Origin of the sequence: Vibrio sp. SCSIO 43153 (assembly GCF_023716625.1) — a bacterium.
Taxonomy (GTDB): Bacteria; Pseudomonadota; Gammaproteobacteria; order Enterobacterales; family Vibrionaceae; genus Vibrio; species Vibrio rotiferianus.
The window spans coordinates 330,077-345,924 of sequence record NZ_CP071855.1; the positions used below are offsets into that span (position 1 = coordinate 330,077).

Sequence of the window (15,848 nt, forward strand, 5' to 3'; positions counted from 1 at the left end):
CCCAATATGATCATCAGCATGATTGCCGCGATGGCAGACAATCGTATTATCGGTAAAGATAACCAAATGCCTTGGCATCTTCCTGCCGATTTTGCATGGTTTAAGCGTTGCACCATGGGTAAACCAGTAGTGATGGGACGCAAAACTTATGAATCGATTGGGCGTCCATTACCTGGTCGTTTGAACATTGTCATCAGCCGTGATGCATCGCTTACAATCGAAGGGGTAACGACTGTTACGTCGATTGAGAATGCGCTTGACGTTGTTGGCGAGGTAGACGAAGTGATGATCATTGGTGGCGGGGCGATTTATTCTGCTTGTTTACCAATGGCTAACAAGCTGTATGTCACTCATATTGAAGCCGAAATTGATGGAGATACTCAGTTCCCAGATTGGGGAAGTGAGTTCAAAGAAACATACTCTGAAGCGTACCAAGCGGATGAGAAAAACGCTTACAACATGCGTTTTACTGTCCTAGAAAAGTAATCGGATAGAATTAGAAAAGCACCGCAAATGCGGTGCTTTTTGTTTTCTAGTCCGGCAATCAGAGCCGTTAACTGAGAGCTTGTTGAGTGAAGACTTGCTTGTCTTCCCAACGAATCATGGTTAGTGAGCCACCCCAAACGCAGCCCGTATCAAGTCCGATAATGCTTTCATCGATATGACCTTGAAGGGCTGCCCAGTGCCCAAATAGAATTGCTTTTTCTAGAGGGACTCGTTGTGGCAGTTTAAACCATGGCACAAGTTCATCTTCTGACACTTCTTGTGGTGGCAGTTTACAATCCATATCCAAGCGGCCATCTGGAAAGCAAAAACGCATACGAGTAAAGGCGTTGATGGTGTAGCGGTAACGGTCGAGCCCTGATAGGGATTCATCCCATAGGTCAGGTTGGTTGCTGTACATATTTTCTAGCAGCCAAGGCAATTGCGCACTTTGAATCATTGCTTCCACTTCACGAGCGCAGCTTCTAGCGGTCACCAAGTCCCATTGTGGAGAGATGCCCGCATGACACATGACAAAGTCATCGTGTTCTGCCAATAGTGGTTGTTGTGATAGCCAAGTTAGCAGTTCATCTTTGTCTGGCGCTGAGAAGATAGGCGCGGTTTTATCCTTATCTTTGACTTTTTTTAGCCCTTGAGAGACGGCCATTAGGTGCAAGTCATGATTACCCAGTACGACTTTTGCGTTATCTCCGAGAGATTTAACAAAGCGTAGTGTTTCTAAAGATTTAGGTCCGCGAGCGACAAGGTCGCCTGCTAACCACAGTTGATCGTGGTTGGCTGAGAAGTTGACCTGCTCTAACAGTTGTAACAACTCATCGAAACAGCCTTGAATATCACCAACAATATAGGTAGCCACTGACTCTCCTGATTAATTTAAAACATTGGGAACAGCCAAGCGGAATGGATCAATTTCGGTGATAAATTCCTGCCCTTTTTCGTCCAGAAGTATGTAATGCCCTTGCATTACACCAACGGGCGTTTCAAGTGCGGTGCCACTGCTGTAGGTGTATTCGTCGCTACCGGGAATAAAAGGTTGCTGACCGACAACACCTTCGCCTTCTACGGTCATTTGCTTACCATTGGAATCGGTAATCAACCAGCGGCGGCTGATTAATTGTACGGTTTGTTGGCTGAGGTTTTTTATCGTAATGACGTAAGCAAAAACGTAGCGTTGTAGTTCAGGGTTGGACTGTTCTTCAATGTATTTGGTATGAACTTGAATCTTGATGCAAGGTTGAATGACGTCCATGTGCACTCCTCGTAAACGACTATCTCAATAATAATAAGCCAAACCGCAAAGGGTTTGGCTCATCGTTTGAGTTATTGGTGCTGCGGGTTATCCGCAAGCCAGTTTGCCATGGCAACAAACTGCTGTAGCGTCAGGTTCTCTGGGCGCATGCTTGGGTTTACGCCCAACTCTTCCAATACTTCTGTGCTCAACAGTGATTTGTAGCAGTTACGTACTGTCTTACGGCGTTGGTTGAAGCCTTCGCGACATACACGCTCCAACAAACGCAAATCTTTTGCTGGATGAGGAAGGACTTCGTAAGGAACCAAGCGAACCACTGCTGAATCTACCTTCGGTGGCGGAACAAATGCAGTCGGCGGTACTTCTAGTACGGGCACAACTTTACAGTAGTATTGAGCCATTACCGTTAGACGGCCGTAAGCCTTGCTACCAGGGCCTGCTGCCAAACGGTTTACCACTTCTTTTTGAAGCATAAAGTGCATGTCTTGAATGTCTTTATGAAATTCAAATAGGTGGAACATCAATGGTGTAGAGATGTTGTATGGCAAGTTACCGAAGATACGTAGCTTGTTGTTTGGCTTCACTAATTGAGTGAAGTCGAAGCGCATCGCATCGCCTTCGTGAATGGTCAGCTTGTCAGCCAATTCTGGATGGTTGCGTAGACGCTCTGCTAGATCGCGGTCTAACTCGATTACGGTGAACTTATCGACTTCACGGCCGACAGGTTCAGTAATTGCACCAAGACCTGGGCCGATCTCAACAAGGTTCTGACCTGGTCTTGGGTTAATTGCTGATACGATGCCATCAATAATGTATGGGTCGTTCAGGAAGTTTTGACCAAAACGTTTACGCGCTTTGTGTCCTAAATGGACATCATTTCTCATTGTTTCTTCTCTACCAATTCTATCGCATGCGTGAGCGCTGTTCGGAAGCTCCCTGTATCCGCTTGACCTGTCCCTGCCAGTTCTAATGCAGTACCGTGATCCACCGACGTTCTAATAAATGGTAGACCAAGCGTAATGTTTACTGAACGACCAAAGCCTTTGTATTTTAATACAGGCAACACTTGATCGTGGTACATGCCTAAAACAGCATCAGCATCGTTTAAATACTTTTCATTGAAAATGGTGTCTGCCGGCAAAGGGCCGATCAGATTGATTCCTTTTTCTTTTTGAATCTTTTCCAATGTCGGAGTGATGGTTTCGATCTCTTCGCGACCCAAACAGCCATCTTCTCCCGCATGTGGATTTAACCCGCAAACATAGATGTTTGGTTGAGAGATGGCAAATTTTTCTACAAGATCTTTATGAAGAATATCGATGATTTTCTCTAATCGCTCTTCCGTGACGGCTTTTGAAACATAAGCTAAAGGAATATGTGTAGTAACAAGTGCCACTCTCAGACCTTCAGTTGCCAGCATCATCACGACCAACGGTGTGTTGGACTTCTCGGCGAAGAATTCTGTATGACCGCTGAACGCAACGCCTGAGCGATTAATCACCCCCTTATGTACAGGGCCGGTGACAATAGCATCAAATTCATCATTCATACAGCCCAAAGCGGCTCTTTCTAACGTTTTTAACACGTAGTGGCCGTTGGCTTCATTAAGTTGACCGGCTACCGCAGTCTCTGCGATTTCGATGTGGTCTACAATTAAAGTGCCAGCTTGTTGCGCTTTGGGTGCTTCTTCTGGATTGTAATCAAACAGTTGAACGTCTATGCCGAGCTGATTGGCTCTTTTTGCCAATACATTTTTGTCTGCACAAACGACAATTTGGTGTGCCCAGTCTTCCTTAGATAGGGCCAGCACCAAATCAGGGCCAATCCCCGCAGGCTCACCTGCGGTGACGACGATTCTACGAATCGAGTTAGTTTTCATCATTGTCATCCACGATTTCAACGAATGCACTCGCTCGAAGCTCTTGCATCCATGCGCCTACTTCTTCATTAAACTTGCGATTAAATAGAATACGGTAAGCTTTGTTCTTCATCGCTGAGTCAGTGCGGTCTACTTGACGGCGGTCTAGCACTTCAACAATATGCCAGCCATGTACTGTTTTGAACGGTTCACTGATTGAGCCGACTGGTAATGTCTCAACTTGATGTTTGAACTCTGGCACATAAAGATCCGGAGTTTGGTAGCCCAGCTCACCATCTTGTGCTGCTGAACCAGGATCTTGGCTGTATTGTGTTGCCAGTTGAGCAAACGTTGCTTCACCAGCTTTAATACGACGAATGAACTCGTTTAGCTGTTTTTTCGCACCATCGTCACTGAGAATAACCGTTGGTTTAATAAGAATGTGGCGAGCATTTACTTCGGTGACTGCAACAGTCTCAAGACCTTTTACATCCTCAATTTTTAGGATGTGGAAACCAATGCCGCTGCGGAATGGACCGATGATGCTGCCCTTATTTTGCATTTTGATTTGGTCAGCAAAGATGGTTGGCATTTCTTCTTTACGCATCCAACCCCAATCACCACCTTGCAACGCTTTAGGGCCTTTAGAATACGCGTATGCCATTTCTGCAAAGTCGGCACCCTTGTTCAACTCTTTGACCAGTTCTTTTGCTTGCGCTTCAACTTCTGACTTTTGCTTGTCATCGGAGAATCGTAGCTGGATATGGCCAATTTTGTATTGAACCGTCGCGTTGGTTTCTTGTGCAAGTTGCTCAGCAAGACCATCTACCTCTGCTGGAAGGATATTAATTCTGCGACGGACTAGCGCGTTACGAGCTTCGGATGCAGCAATTTCTTTACGAATTTGCTCTCGGAACTCCGCGTAGCTTAAGCCGTCTTGCTGGATTGAAGTCGTTAGCTGCTCAATCGTTTGGTTGTTGTTACGCGCAATTTCCGCAATGGCTTGGTTTAGGCGGTTGTCGTCAATGCGGACACCAATACGTTCTGCTTCTTGCTCTTGCAATGTATCCATGATGAGTTTTTCAACGACTTGTTCCTTCAGTACACTTGCAGAAGGTAAGCTTTGCCCGCTCTGTCTGGCATTGGCTTGAAGTGTTTTCATCGCGGTGTTGATGTCACTTTGTAGTATCACACCATCGTTTACAATTACGGCAACCTTATCTAGCTCAACAGGTGCAGCTACAACACCACAAGATAGTAGGGTGGTGAATAAGATGGATTTCCAAATTTTCATTAAATATTCCGTTGTTAAAATTGAGCGTCATCGATATATATGACGCTTAATTTGATTAATTGTTCAGATAGAATGGTCGGCCGTATTTGATCGCGTTGTCGGCTTGAGAAAGTTCATTAAATGCGGTTACACCTTGCTGCGTCGTTGAGAAGCCTTGAATACCGAAGTTGACACTGATGTTGTTGTCATACTCCGGATCTGCACCGTCTGCACCAATGATTGCGTTGTTCCAACCCAATAACTGATTTGTGTATGTTAGGCCCACATACCAACAATCAGAGGTATATCTCAAGCTTGCTAACCACTCTAAGTCGATTTTCTCATTTAGATCGTAGTAGTACTGACCACTAGCTGACCAGTTTCTATTTATCTCATATGAGGCGATCAGACCTGCTTGAGAAATACCATCTTTGGTGATTCGATCTAAGTCGGGTAGTTCGATGGTATCTTCAATGTAATCTCTTGTAACGTAACGGTAGTTAGCCTGTACAAAACCACCTTGGAACTGGTACTCCAAGGTGCTATTAGCAAGTTGCATTGCGCTTAGATCAATGTCGTACTGGATGCCACCATGGTAAAAAAGGTAGTCATCGTAGTTAAAGTCAGCTTCAACAGCCCATGATGAATAGTTAGATGTTTCGTCTGGTAAGCTAGGGTTATTGCTTAGCTTGGTCTTCTTGTCAAAATAGTAAATTTGGCCAAAAGATATGTTTAGACGCTCTTTATAGTCATCATCAAAGAAACGAGTACTGGCACCATAGCTTAACTGGTTAGCTGAGGCAATTTTGTCTATGCCACTGTATTTACGGCTACGGAACAGTCCGTAGTAGTCGGTTTGTAGCAGGGTTGTATCGTAGTTATATATGTTGCTTTGATCTTCATCAGGTACATATAGGTACTGAATTTGGGGTTCCAAACTCTGGGTGTAGCCTTTTAACCAACTTGTGTCGCGCTCTAAATAAATGCGAGCGTGGGAACGAAACTCAGGAATCAATCGACTTACACTCTCGTCCAAAGTTTGTTTTAGATTCGCGTCGGTTAAGCTATCTAACTTCTGTGAGTAATAGGTTGAAAGTACTCGAGCTTCAGTTGTCCATGATGCCCATGTAGTCGAGAGAGGAATCGTTAAGCCCGGCTCAATGTGCACTCGTGTAGCATCAGGTTTTGCATTATCCTCAGTATCGAACTGGCTCACTTGCCCGATAATATCGAAGTTTAGGTATGACCTCCAAAGAGGTGCGTAGTAATTAGCTTCTAGCTGAGGAAGAAGGCGATAAGGTTTATTACCGTTTTCTAATAGAATCTGAAAATCACGAACAGTAAGGCTAACATCCCAGTTTTCCTCTCGGTATTGGACGAACCCTTCATGAAGCAATTGGCCATCTTCACGATTACCAATGTCTGAGTCTAAGTCTTGGAAAAAATCGATATCACTTACTTCTGAGTAGTCTGCTTTGACTAACCAGTGCTCGTTAATTATTCCATCATGTCTAAATTGGTAACCCCAACGAGAACTTTCTGACTTTTTCTTAGCATCATCCGCAAGATACTCTGCTTTTAAAGAGCCGCCTCCCCATCCATCCGTTAGGTAGCGGAAGTCTGTGTCTAGCTTTGTTCCACGTTCCTGCATGTAGAGAGCAGTGATCGTCATGTCATAGTTTGGGGCTATATTCCAGTAGAATGGTACTTCTACTTCTAAGCCATCACTTGAACCATAGGAGATCGATGGAAACAAGAAACCAGTTTTGCGTGTGTCACCAATTGGAAGAGTAAGATATGGTGAATACATCACTGGTATGTTTAGTATCTCAAAGCGAGGATTATAAAGCGTTGCCATTTCCTCATCTTGGTCAATATCAATACCTGATGCAACGAGGCGCCAAGAGTTATCACCTTCAGGACAGGCTGTCATAGAGCCATCTTCTATTTCATACAAAGATTGACCAGTTCTAGATATGTAGGCTGCTCTACCACGCTTTGATTCACATAAAAACTTGTAGTCAGTGTTCTCTAGCGAAAAAGTGTTTTGATCTATGTCGTTGGTAGCGCGTGTGGAATTCGCTTTTACTTCGCCATCATTGAACGTTACGTTGCCTTCAGCTACGACGACATTGTCTTGCTGATGTAAAGTGACATTGTCAGCTGTGATACGCTTACGGCCCTGAGTGACTTTAACATTGCCAGAATAAATTGCTTTATCACCATTTATGGCTTGGAGGTTATCGGCTTCCACTTTGACAGGAATGCTTTGCGTATCTTCATTGTCGGTTTGGACCAAGCATTGATCTGTGGTGGGCATTTCCTGCACACTATCATGCATATTAGCTTCAGCGTGAGTTGTGGGTACAAACAGAGCGGTGCTGATAGAAGCCGCTAAAAACGTGCGGGAGAAATGTTGCATGGAATTGAACTGTCCTGTGTCACTGCTGCTCGATGGCTATTGGGGTCGTTATCCCTTCGCTACATAGCCAAATGAATCTAACTATAGCGGCGCGTATCTCAGAGCTCATATAGTTATGGCATAATTGCCAAATACATAAGTCACAAAGATAAATAGGCGAAATGGCCTGGCCGAAATAAAAACAATTCCCTTATCATAAAGGAAATCATCGCGTCCAGCACTATAAGACCGTCGTCGTCGATAAAAATTCATTGATAGAGAACACATAATGCATATTTTTGGCAAAATATTAGGAGCCTTTTTTGGCTTGTTGCTTGGAGGACCATTCGGTTTATTGTTTGGCCTATTTATCGGTCATCAATTCGATAAAGCGCGCCGTTTAAGCCAAGCTGGATTTTCTACAGGTGGTTTCGGTAAAGGGCCTAGCCAAGCACAGCGGCAAGAAGAGTTCTTCAAAGCGGCGTTTGCGGTAATGGGCCACCTAGCAAAAGCCAAAGGTCAAGTGACTAAAGAAGAGATTCAATTAGCATCAGCGATGATGGACCGCATGAGTCTTCATGGCGACCAGCGCCGCGCAGCACAAGACGCGTTTCGTGAAGGGAAAGAAAGTGACTTCCCTCTAGATGATGTGTTGGTACGTGTAAAGATATCTTCAGGCGGTCGTTTCGATTTATTGCAGTTCTTCTTAGAGCTGCAGATCTCGGCAGCATTTGCTGACGGTTCGATTCATCCAAGTGAGCGAAATGTACTACATAAAATTGCACGTGGCCTCGGGTTTTCTTCGGAGCAATTAGAGCGTCGTCTGCACATGCAAGAAGCGGCGTTCCGTTTCCAAAGTCAGGGTGGATTCCAAGGACAACATCAAGGCCAGTACCAGTCATCAGGTTCAGGTTGGCAACAAGCTTCGCAAGCGGATCAATTGGCTGATGCTTATAAAATTCTGGATGTGTCTTCAGATTCAGACGGTAAAACCGTTAAGCGCGCTTACCGTAAACTGATGAATGAGCATCACCCAGACAAGTTGATGGCAAAAGGTCTACCACCAGAAATGATGAACGTAGCGAAAGAAAAGTCGCAGGAAATTCAGAATGCTTACGATCTGATTAAAAAGGTCAAAGGCTTTAAATAAGTGCGTATTCTTATCAAATCTCAATAAAAAGGGCACCTAGTGCCCTTTTTTAGTTTCTGTCTGGTCTTTGGTTTGGTGATGGTTTCGAGCTTTCGGGTTAGCATGATCCAAAAGCGTATAGACCTACCAGTCCACATCAATTGGCTTGATTTAAATTCCAATCGTATTCGTATTTTACTTTTCCAGAAAAGCCTTGGTATTGCGGAGCATATTGAGCAATGTGATTAAATACTTGCTTCTCACCACCAAAATCTTCGGCAAACCAATCATAAATGGAAGAAAGCTGTGCCGTGTTTCCTTGGATGGATACGCCTTTGCTGCTGTTGATAAATGTTTTGGCGGCACTATCCAGTAGAGCTTGTGTGTTTTCAGCAGTGAATGCTTGAGTTTGTAGGTTTGGGCAACCTAAGCTGGCACAGTTAACCGCGTAATGGGTTCTTGGGTCATTCCAAATCGGGCGCAAAATTCGATGCTCAATATCGTTTAAAGTCAGCTCCTTACCGTTGACCACGACCACATCATCTCCCCAAGGTCCAAAGCTAAACAAGCCACCCAGCTTGGTTATCGATTTGACGGGATAGTTATCCAAAATCAGATCAATCGTGATGGCGTTGTAAAGGTTCACCCAATAGGCGTATTGCTCTGCTTGGTTGTATTGTAGAGGGTCAAGTTTCGCCAATCGTTGGATGTACTGCTTCAACTTCGCTTTGTCGGAAGCTGTGACTTTGCTGTAACGAAACAAGGTATTCTCTCCTTGTTCAACTAAATAAGCATCGAGTAATTGCTGCCAATCTTGATGAGAGATTTGACTTTGATTGGCTTGATTTGATTGTTTCCAATACGGCCATAAATCCGATTTAGGTGCGGCAAATGTTGAGAAAGAAACCAGAGCACACAATAGCAATAACAGACGCTTCATAGAGAGACCTTTGGGTTAAACCTTGTTGATAGTGTAGACCTGTCTACGATGGGATTTCTTTCCTGACACAATGAATATAAAGAAAAAAGGCTGGCCAATGCCAACCTTGTATTTGCTTCAATTACGATTTGAATTAGCTCAAGAAGCTTGGGATATTCGCCTCGTACTCGGCAATCTTGTCTTCGTGTTGAAGGGTAAGACCGATATTGTCCAAACCGTTTAGCAGGCAGTGACGACGGAATGAGTCGATTTCAAAGCTGTACTCTTTGCCGTTAGCACGAACGACATTGGCTTCTAGGTTGACCTCGATTTCTGCGCCTTCATTCGCCTCAACAAACTGGAAGATTTCATCCACTTCTTGCTCAGTCAAACGAACTGGCACCATTTGGTTGTTGATCGAGTTACCGTAAAAAATATCGGCAAAGCTTGGTGCGATCATCGCTTTGATGCCGTAATCCGCTAGTGCCCACGGAGCGTGCTCACGAGAAGAACCACAACCGAAGTTTTCACGCGCTAGCAAGATAGAAGCGCCTTGGTAGCGAGGAGCATTCATCACGAACTCTGGGTTTGGTTGTTCGCCAGCATCGTCCAGGAAGCGCCAGTCATGGAATAGGTGTTTACCAAACCCTAGGCGAGAGACCTTTTGCAGGAACTGTTTTGGAATGATGGCATCAGTATCAACGTTCGCTGCATCTAGAGGAACAACTAAGCCTGTGTGTTGTTTAAACCCTGACATTTGTTTGCTCCTTAGTCTAGTTCACGGATATCTACAAAGTGACCAGCAATTGCTGCCGCCGCTGCCATCGCAGGGCTCACTAGGTGGGTACGGCCATCACGACCTTGGCGGCCTTCAAAGTTACGGTTTGAAGTAGACGCACAACGTTCATGTGGACCCAAACGGTCGTTGTTCATTGCTAGGCACATTGAACAACCTGGTAGGCGCCACTCAAAGCCCGCTTCTTTAAAGATAACGTCCAAGCCTTCCGCTTCTGCTTGCGCTTTCACTTGCTCAGAGCCAGGAACGATTAGCGCTTGAACGTGAGATGCGACTTTGCGACCTTTCGCTACTTCAGCGGCTGCGCGCATGTCTTCGATACGTGAGTTAGTACAAGAACCAACGAAGACCTTATCGACGTTGTAATCAGACAATGATTTGCCTGCTTCTAGACCCATGTACGCCAACGCTTTTTCTGCCGAGGCTTTTTCTACTGGATCGGCAAAGCTTTCTGGTGCTGGGATTGGTTGGTCTACCGCGATCACTTGGCCGGGGTTAGTACCCCAAGTGACTTGTGGTTTGATGTCTGCTGCGTTTAGCGTCACGACCGCATCAAACTGAGCATCATCGTCAGTTTTTAATGTCTTCCAGTATTCTACCGCTGCATCAAAGTCCGCACCTTGAGGTGAGAATTTACGGCCTTTAATGTATTCGAATGTGGTTTCATCTGGTGCAATCAAACCGGCTTTCGCACCTAGCTCAATCGCCATGTTACATACGGTCATGCGGCCTTCCATTGAAAGGTCGGTGATCGCTTCACCACAGAATTCAACCACGTAGCCTGTACCGCCAGCAGCTGTGGTCTCACCGATGATCGCTAGCACGATGTCTTTCGCCGTGATGCCCGGCGCCACTTTGCCTTTCACTTCGATCTTCATCGTTTTAGCGCGCGCTTGTTTTAGCGTTTGAGTTGCTAATACGTGCTCAACTTCAGATGTACCAATACCAAAAGCCAGAGAGCCGAATGCACCATGTGTAGCCGTGTGCGAGTCACCACAAACAATGGTCATGCCCGGTAGGGTAATACCAAGCTCAGGGCCCATGACGTGGACAATACCTTGGTATTTGTGGTTGATGTCGTAAAGCGTAACGCCAAATTCTTCACAGTTTTTCGATAGCGTTTCCATCTGGATACGTGCCATCTCACCGGATGCGTTGATGTCTTTGGTTGTAGTAGAAACATTGTGGTCCATGGTGGCAAAAGTTTTGCTGACCTGGCGCACTTTACGACCTTTTTCACGCAAGCCGTCAAATGCTTGCGGAGACGTCACTTCATGTACCAAGTGACGGTCGATGTACAAGATTGGGTTTTCCCCTTCTGCTGCGACGGCAACGTGTGCGTCGTAGACTTTTTCGTATAATGTTTTGCCCATTGTTTGCTTCCTTTCCTCGTTATCCTTGTCGCTTTGTTTTAGCACCAATGACTTAGAGGTAAGCCATTGGTGGATAGAGGATTTAGTATTTATTATGAATCTGTTCTGTATTATGAGTTTAAGATGTACTCAGCGATCTTATCGCCCATCTCAGACGTCGAAAGTGCTGGGTTGTCACCGGCAAGGTCGCCTGTTAGCTCACCCGCTGATAGTGCTTTTGAAACTGCCGCCTCAATGTCTTGTGCCGCCGTTTCTTCACCTAGGCTGTAACGCAACATCAGTGCCGCTGATAGGATTTGCGCCACTGGGTTAGCGATGTTCTTACCTGCGATATCTGGTGCACTGCCGCCTGCTGGCTCGTACAGACCAAATTTGCTTTCGTTTAGGCTCGCTGAAGGCAGCATGCCCATAGAGCCAGTGATCATCGCGCACTCATCAGAAATGATGTCGCCGAAGATGTTTGAACATAGCATTACGTCGAATTGTGCTGGGTCTTTGATAAGCTGCATAGTTGCGTTATCAATGTACATGTGTGACAGCTCAACATCTGGGTAGTCTTTTGCGATTTCTTCGACTACTTCACGCCATAGGATAGAGCTTTGTAGAACGTTCGCTTTGTCGATAGAGCACACTTTCTTGCGACGTAGACGAGCAGACTCAAAAGCGATTTTTGCAATACGTTCGATCTCAAAGCGGTGATACACCTCAGTGTCGAACGCTTTTTCTGTTGGACCTTCACCTTCACGACCTTTTGGTTGGCCGAAGTAGATACCGCCTGTTAGTTCACGGACAACCACGATGTCAAAGCCGCGACCTGAGATGTCTGCGCGTAGTGGTGAGAAAGCTTCAAGACCTGAGTGAATTTGTGCTGGGCGTAGATTACAGAACAGTTGGAAGTGCTTGCGCAGTGGTAGTAGGGCACCGCGTTCAGGTTGGTCATTTGGTGGCAAGTGTTCCCACTTAGGACCGCCAACAGAGCCGAATAGGACTGCATCAGACTCTTCACACGCTTTTACTGTGCTTTCTGGAAGTGGACAGCCGTGATTATCGATAGCGATACCACCTACATCGTGCTCGTCACGCTCAAACGCAATGCCGTGCTTCTTTTCGATTGCATCCAACACTTTATGTGCTTGCGCCATTACTTCTGGGCCGATGCCGTCGCCTGGTAAAACGGCAATTTTGTATGATTTGTCTGTCATGTTAATCCTTTAAATTTTCTAATTTTTTTGAGCTTGTCTAAAACGAATTTGGTTGGAGCCTGCGTTGTGGGACTCAAGCTCCTTGAATTAATGATTAAACCGTCGCAATTCTCTTTTGCTTCATCTCTTCAATCTTGTCGGCACGATGAATGCTGTTGATGACGTGTAATAGCGCTTGGCCAGATGCTTCTACAATATCGGTAGAAACGCCTGTACCGTGGTACTTACGGCCTTTGTAGTTAGCGATGATGTCTGCTTGACCAAGACCGTCTTCACCTTCGCCTTTTGCGGTTAGGTCGAACTTGTCTAGGACGATCTCGTAACCGGTCACGCGGTAGATACATTGGTATAGCGCATCAACTGGGCCATTACCGACGGCAGCTTCACACATTTCTTCATCGCCACATTGCATTTTGACGCTGGTGGTTGCCATTACGCTGCCAGATTGCACGCTTAGGTAGTTCAACTTGTAGAAGTCGTCTTCTTCGCGCAAGTTCGAGAAGTGCATTAGTGCTTCTAGATCGTAGTCGAACACCTGACCTTTGCGGTCAGCAAGCTTCAAGAAGTCTTCGTACAGCGCATCTAGGTTGTACTCTTCTTCTTTGTAGCCCATCGCGTCCATGTGGCTCTTAACCGCAGCACGGCCACTGCGACTGGTTAGGTTCAATGCTTGGTTCTTAAGGCCAATTGACTCAGGCGTCATGATCTCGTAAGTGTTTTTGTTCTTTAGCATGCCATCTTGGTGGATCCCTGAAGAATGGCTAAATGCGTTGGCACCAACGATCGCCTTGTTGCTCTGGATTGGCATGTTACAAAGCTGGCTGACCAACTTGCTGGTACGATGGATTTCGTCGTGTTTTAGACCGGTATGCACGCCCATGAATTCTTGGCGCGTTTTTAGGATCATCGCGATTTCTTCAAGAGAACAGTTACCCGCACGCTCACCGATACCGTTGATAGTGCCCTCTACCTGACGAGCGCCCGCTTGAACGGCAGCGATAGAGTTGGCAACAGACATACCCAAATCATCGTGGCAGTGAACAGAGATGATCGCTTTGTCGATGTTTGGTACACGGTTGAATAGCGTCTCAATGATGCCGCCAAATTCACTTGGTACTGTGTAGCCAACGGTATCTGGGATATTGATGGTGCTTGCGCCAGCATCAATAGCCGCTTCAACCATACGACATAGATTGTCGATAGGGGTGCGACCAGCATCTTCACAAGAAAACTCAACGTCATCGGTGTAGTTACGTGCGTGTTTTACGGCTTTCACGCCCATTTCTACAACATCGTCGTAGCTGCGGCGCAGTTTGTCTTGAACGTGAACAGTCGAAGTCGAGATGAAAGTGTGGATTCGGAATGCGTCTGCGACTTTTAGCGCTTCAGCGGCAGCATCAATGTCTTTCGCAACGGCACGCGAAAGGGCACAAACTCGGCTGTTTTTAATGTGTTTTGCGATGGTTTGTACGGACTCGAAATCACCCGGAGAAGAAACAGGAAAACCCGCTTCAATAACATCAACGCCTAGCCTTTCCAGCGCATAGGCAATCTGCAGTTTTTCTTTAACCGTCAAGCTTGCTGACAACGCTTGTTCGCCATCACGCAACGTGGTGTCGAATATAATGACCTGATCGTTCATGTTTGCTTCCTTCATGATTTCTGCACTTTTCGTGCAATTTAATCGTTTACTTCCGGTATTTAGATATAAAAAAACCCGCATTTGCATGCGGGCTTCTTAGAAATTGGTGTGGTTATTTTTCTTCCACAGCCTACCCGCGCGAATTGGTCACGATCAGGAGGAGGCTAAGCAGGATAGAAAAACGTGCTGACATAGTTGTTAAGCATTCCACAAAATTAAGTTAACAAATTAGTACCGCACTCAATGGAACACGTCAACCCTAAAGTTGATTTTTTATTCATATTGGATGAGGTTTAGCTTATCTGACATGGGCTTTGCTATTCGGATAAAGGCTATGGGAGCGCCGTATTAGTTTCATATCCTTTAAACTTTGTTACATATAGCTTTTCCATGATTACCTTAAATGATGGATGTCAGCCGAATGGGAATTCAAGTTCTTATATAGATATATCGTTTGCGACTTAGCACACAAACGTCAGATTTTATTGAGATAATTCAATCCTTGCATTTTATAGTAGGGGCGTTACCAGGCAGATAGAATTAGGCGAAGGAAGGTGCCATGGGCTTAAGAAAACAACTTGGTCACTCAATGTTAGTTTTGAGTGCATTGCTTTTAGCAGGGTGTCAGATGCTGCATTTTCAACCGAAGATACAATCCGATCAAATATCAAAAGAAAAAGCGGCGAGCCACTCTGAGAGTGTCATGATAATGACCGAACAGATGGACCTGTACTTAAGTCAGCAGGGGCGAGATTATTTTTTAAATCAGATACTAGAAGCATTAGAGTCTGATTCTAAAAGTAACTGGAAAGGTAAAGACCCGTCCACTTATGCTTGGTGGAAAATTCACGTTCAACCAGTTGAATATAAATCTAAATCTATTAGTAAGTACACTGAAGAGGAAGTGAGGGGCTATCAGAATCTAGAGTTTTTGGGGGTTTCCTACCGCTCTAAAACTGTACTGAATTTAAGATCTGAGCCGGGCAAACATGCTGATAAACTTGGTGAACTTCAAAAAGGTGAGGTTTTTAATGCACTAGCCAAAGTTGTAGGTAAACCATGGTTGTTGGTAGAGCAAAAAGGAGTGATAAGAGGTTACGTTCATCGTGATTACGTGCGAAGCAACGTCGTTCAAAGAGATATTTTATCTACTCAACCTAACCCTTTATTGTCTGTAAACTACCACACTCAAGCTAATTCCGAGATTGATTTGCCGTTGAAAGGCTTCTTTGGTAACTACACTTGCAGATTCTTAAACTATGAACTTACTAAAGAAGGAGAACAATCATCTGGTGCTATTAAGGCGTGCCGCAAAGATCGAAAACTGTGGTTTATTGCAGATCCTATCTCTTCCCAAGATATTCATAGAACTTACTAATCCCTCTCATTATTTTATCGCTTTAGCCTCTTTACACTGATGATAAAGGGGCTTTTGTCATTAATTGTCCAACTTCTCGTCATGTAGTTGTCACCTTCAACGCCTACTTTTTCATACAAAGTCG

Annotated in this window: 14 protein-coding genes; 3 read left to right on the plus strand and 11 right to left on the minus strand. The window is 45.2% G+C overall.

What is annotated here, in order from left to right; all coding sequences use genetic code 11:
- Positions 1-6 precede the first annotated feature (6 nt).
- A complete protein-coding gene (gene folA / locus J4N37_RS01600) occupies positions 7-486 on the plus strand; it encodes a type 3 dihydrofolate reductase (protein WP_138941763.1) in 480 nt (159 codons plus the stop codon).
- Positions 487-553: 67 nt separating this feature from the next.
- Here the strand turns inward: folA and apaH are convergent, their stop codons facing one another.
- From apaH to lptD, 6 genes are all read right to left on the minus strand, one after another.
- The gene (gene apaH / locus J4N37_RS01605; protein ID WP_252041541.1) at positions 554-1,360 is read right to left on the minus strand and encodes a bis(5'-nucleosyl)-tetraphosphatase (symmetrical) ApaH; all 807 of its coding nucleotides are present in this window, start codon (positions 1,358-1,360) and stop codon (positions 554-556) included.
- Between the two features lie 12 nt (positions 1,361-1,372).
- Positions 1,373-1,753, minus strand: coding sequence for a Co2+/Mg2+ efflux facilitator ApaG/CorD (apaG, locus tag J4N37_RS01610; RefSeq protein ID WP_010445614.1), 381 nt, complete (start codon positions 1,751-1,753; stop codon positions 1,373-1,375).
- Between the two features lie 71 nt (positions 1,754-1,824).
- Positions 1,825-2,637 (minus strand): 16S rRNA (adenine(1518)-N(6)/adenine(1519)-N(6))-dimethyltransferase RsmA, encoded by an 813-nt coding sequence (rsmA, locus tag J4N37_RS01615; RefSeq protein ID WP_010445616.1) that lies wholly within the window; start codon positions 2,635-2,637, stop codon positions 1,825-1,827.
- Positions 2,634-3,632, minus strand: a complete 999-nt coding sequence (gene pdxA / locus J4N37_RS01620) for a 4-hydroxythreonine-4-phosphate dehydrogenase PdxA (RefSeq protein ID WP_252042095.1) — start codon at positions 3,630-3,632, stop codon at positions 2,634-2,636. The genes rsmA and pdxA overlap by 4 nt, the downstream gene beginning before the upstream one ends.
- Positions 3,622-4,905, minus strand: coding sequence for a peptidylprolyl isomerase SurA (gene surA, locus J4N37_RS01625; RefSeq protein ID WP_088881367.1), 1,284 nt, complete (start codon positions 4,903-4,905; stop codon positions 3,622-3,624). The genes pdxA and surA overlap by 11 nt, the downstream gene beginning before the upstream one ends.
- 55 nt (positions 4,906-4,960) lie before the next feature.
- A complete protein-coding gene (lptD, locus tag J4N37_RS01630) occupies positions 4,961-7,306 on the minus strand; it encodes an LPS assembly protein LptD (protein WP_252041543.1) in 2,346 nt (781 codons plus the stop codon).
- A gap of 268 nt (positions 7,307-7,574) precedes the next feature.
- Between lptD and djlA the strand changes: the two genes are divergently transcribed.
- A complete protein-coding gene (gene djlA / locus J4N37_RS01635) occupies positions 7,575-8,435 on the plus strand; it encodes a co-chaperone DjlA (protein ID WP_038885329.1) in 861 nt (286 codons plus the stop codon).
- 136 nt (positions 8,436-8,571) lie between these two features.
- On the opposite strand, the gene J4N37_RS01640 is transcribed toward djlA, so the two are convergent.
- The 5 genes from J4N37_RS01640 to leuA all read right to left on the minus strand — a co-directional run bounded on the left by J4N37_RS01640 (position 8,572) and on the right by leuA (position 14,346).
- Positions 8,572-9,354, minus strand: coding sequence for a DUF547 domain-containing protein (locus J4N37_RS01640; RefSeq protein WP_252041544.1), 783 nt, complete (start codon positions 9,352-9,354; stop codon positions 8,572-8,574).
- A 133-nt stretch (positions 9,355-9,487) separates the two neighbouring features.
- Positions 9,488-10,090: a 3-isopropylmalate dehydratase small subunit gene (gene leuD / locus J4N37_RS01645; protein WP_252041545.1), complete on the minus strand. Its 603-nt coding sequence runs from the start codon at positions 10,088-10,090 to the stop codon at positions 9,488-9,490.
- An 11-nt stretch (positions 10,091-10,101) separates the two neighbouring features.
- Positions 10,102-11,502: a 3-isopropylmalate dehydratase large subunit gene (leuC, locus tag J4N37_RS01650; RefSeq protein WP_039841408.1), complete on the minus strand. Its 1,401-nt coding sequence runs from the start codon at positions 11,500-11,502 to the stop codon at positions 10,102-10,104.
- Positions 11,503-11,612: 110 nt separating this feature from the next.
- Complete coding sequence (gene leuB / locus J4N37_RS01655; RefSeq protein WP_010445638.1) at positions 11,613-12,704, minus strand: 3-isopropylmalate dehydrogenase; 1,092 nt, start codon at positions 12,702-12,704, stop codon at positions 11,613-11,615.
- A 94-nt stretch (positions 12,705-12,798) separates the two neighbouring features.
- Positions 12,799-14,346, minus strand: coding sequence for a 2-isopropylmalate synthase (gene leuA / locus J4N37_RS01660; RefSeq protein WP_010445640.1), 1,548 nt, complete (start codon positions 14,344-14,346; stop codon positions 12,799-12,801).
- 559 nt (positions 14,347-14,905) lie between these two features.
- On the opposite strand from leuA, the gene J4N37_RS01665 reads away from it, so the two are divergent.
- Positions 14,906-15,724, plus strand: a complete 819-nt coding sequence (locus J4N37_RS01665) for an SH3 domain-containing protein (RefSeq protein ID WP_010445641.1) — start codon at positions 14,906-14,908, stop codon at positions 15,722-15,724.
- Positions 15,725-15,848: the final 124 nt, after the last annotated feature.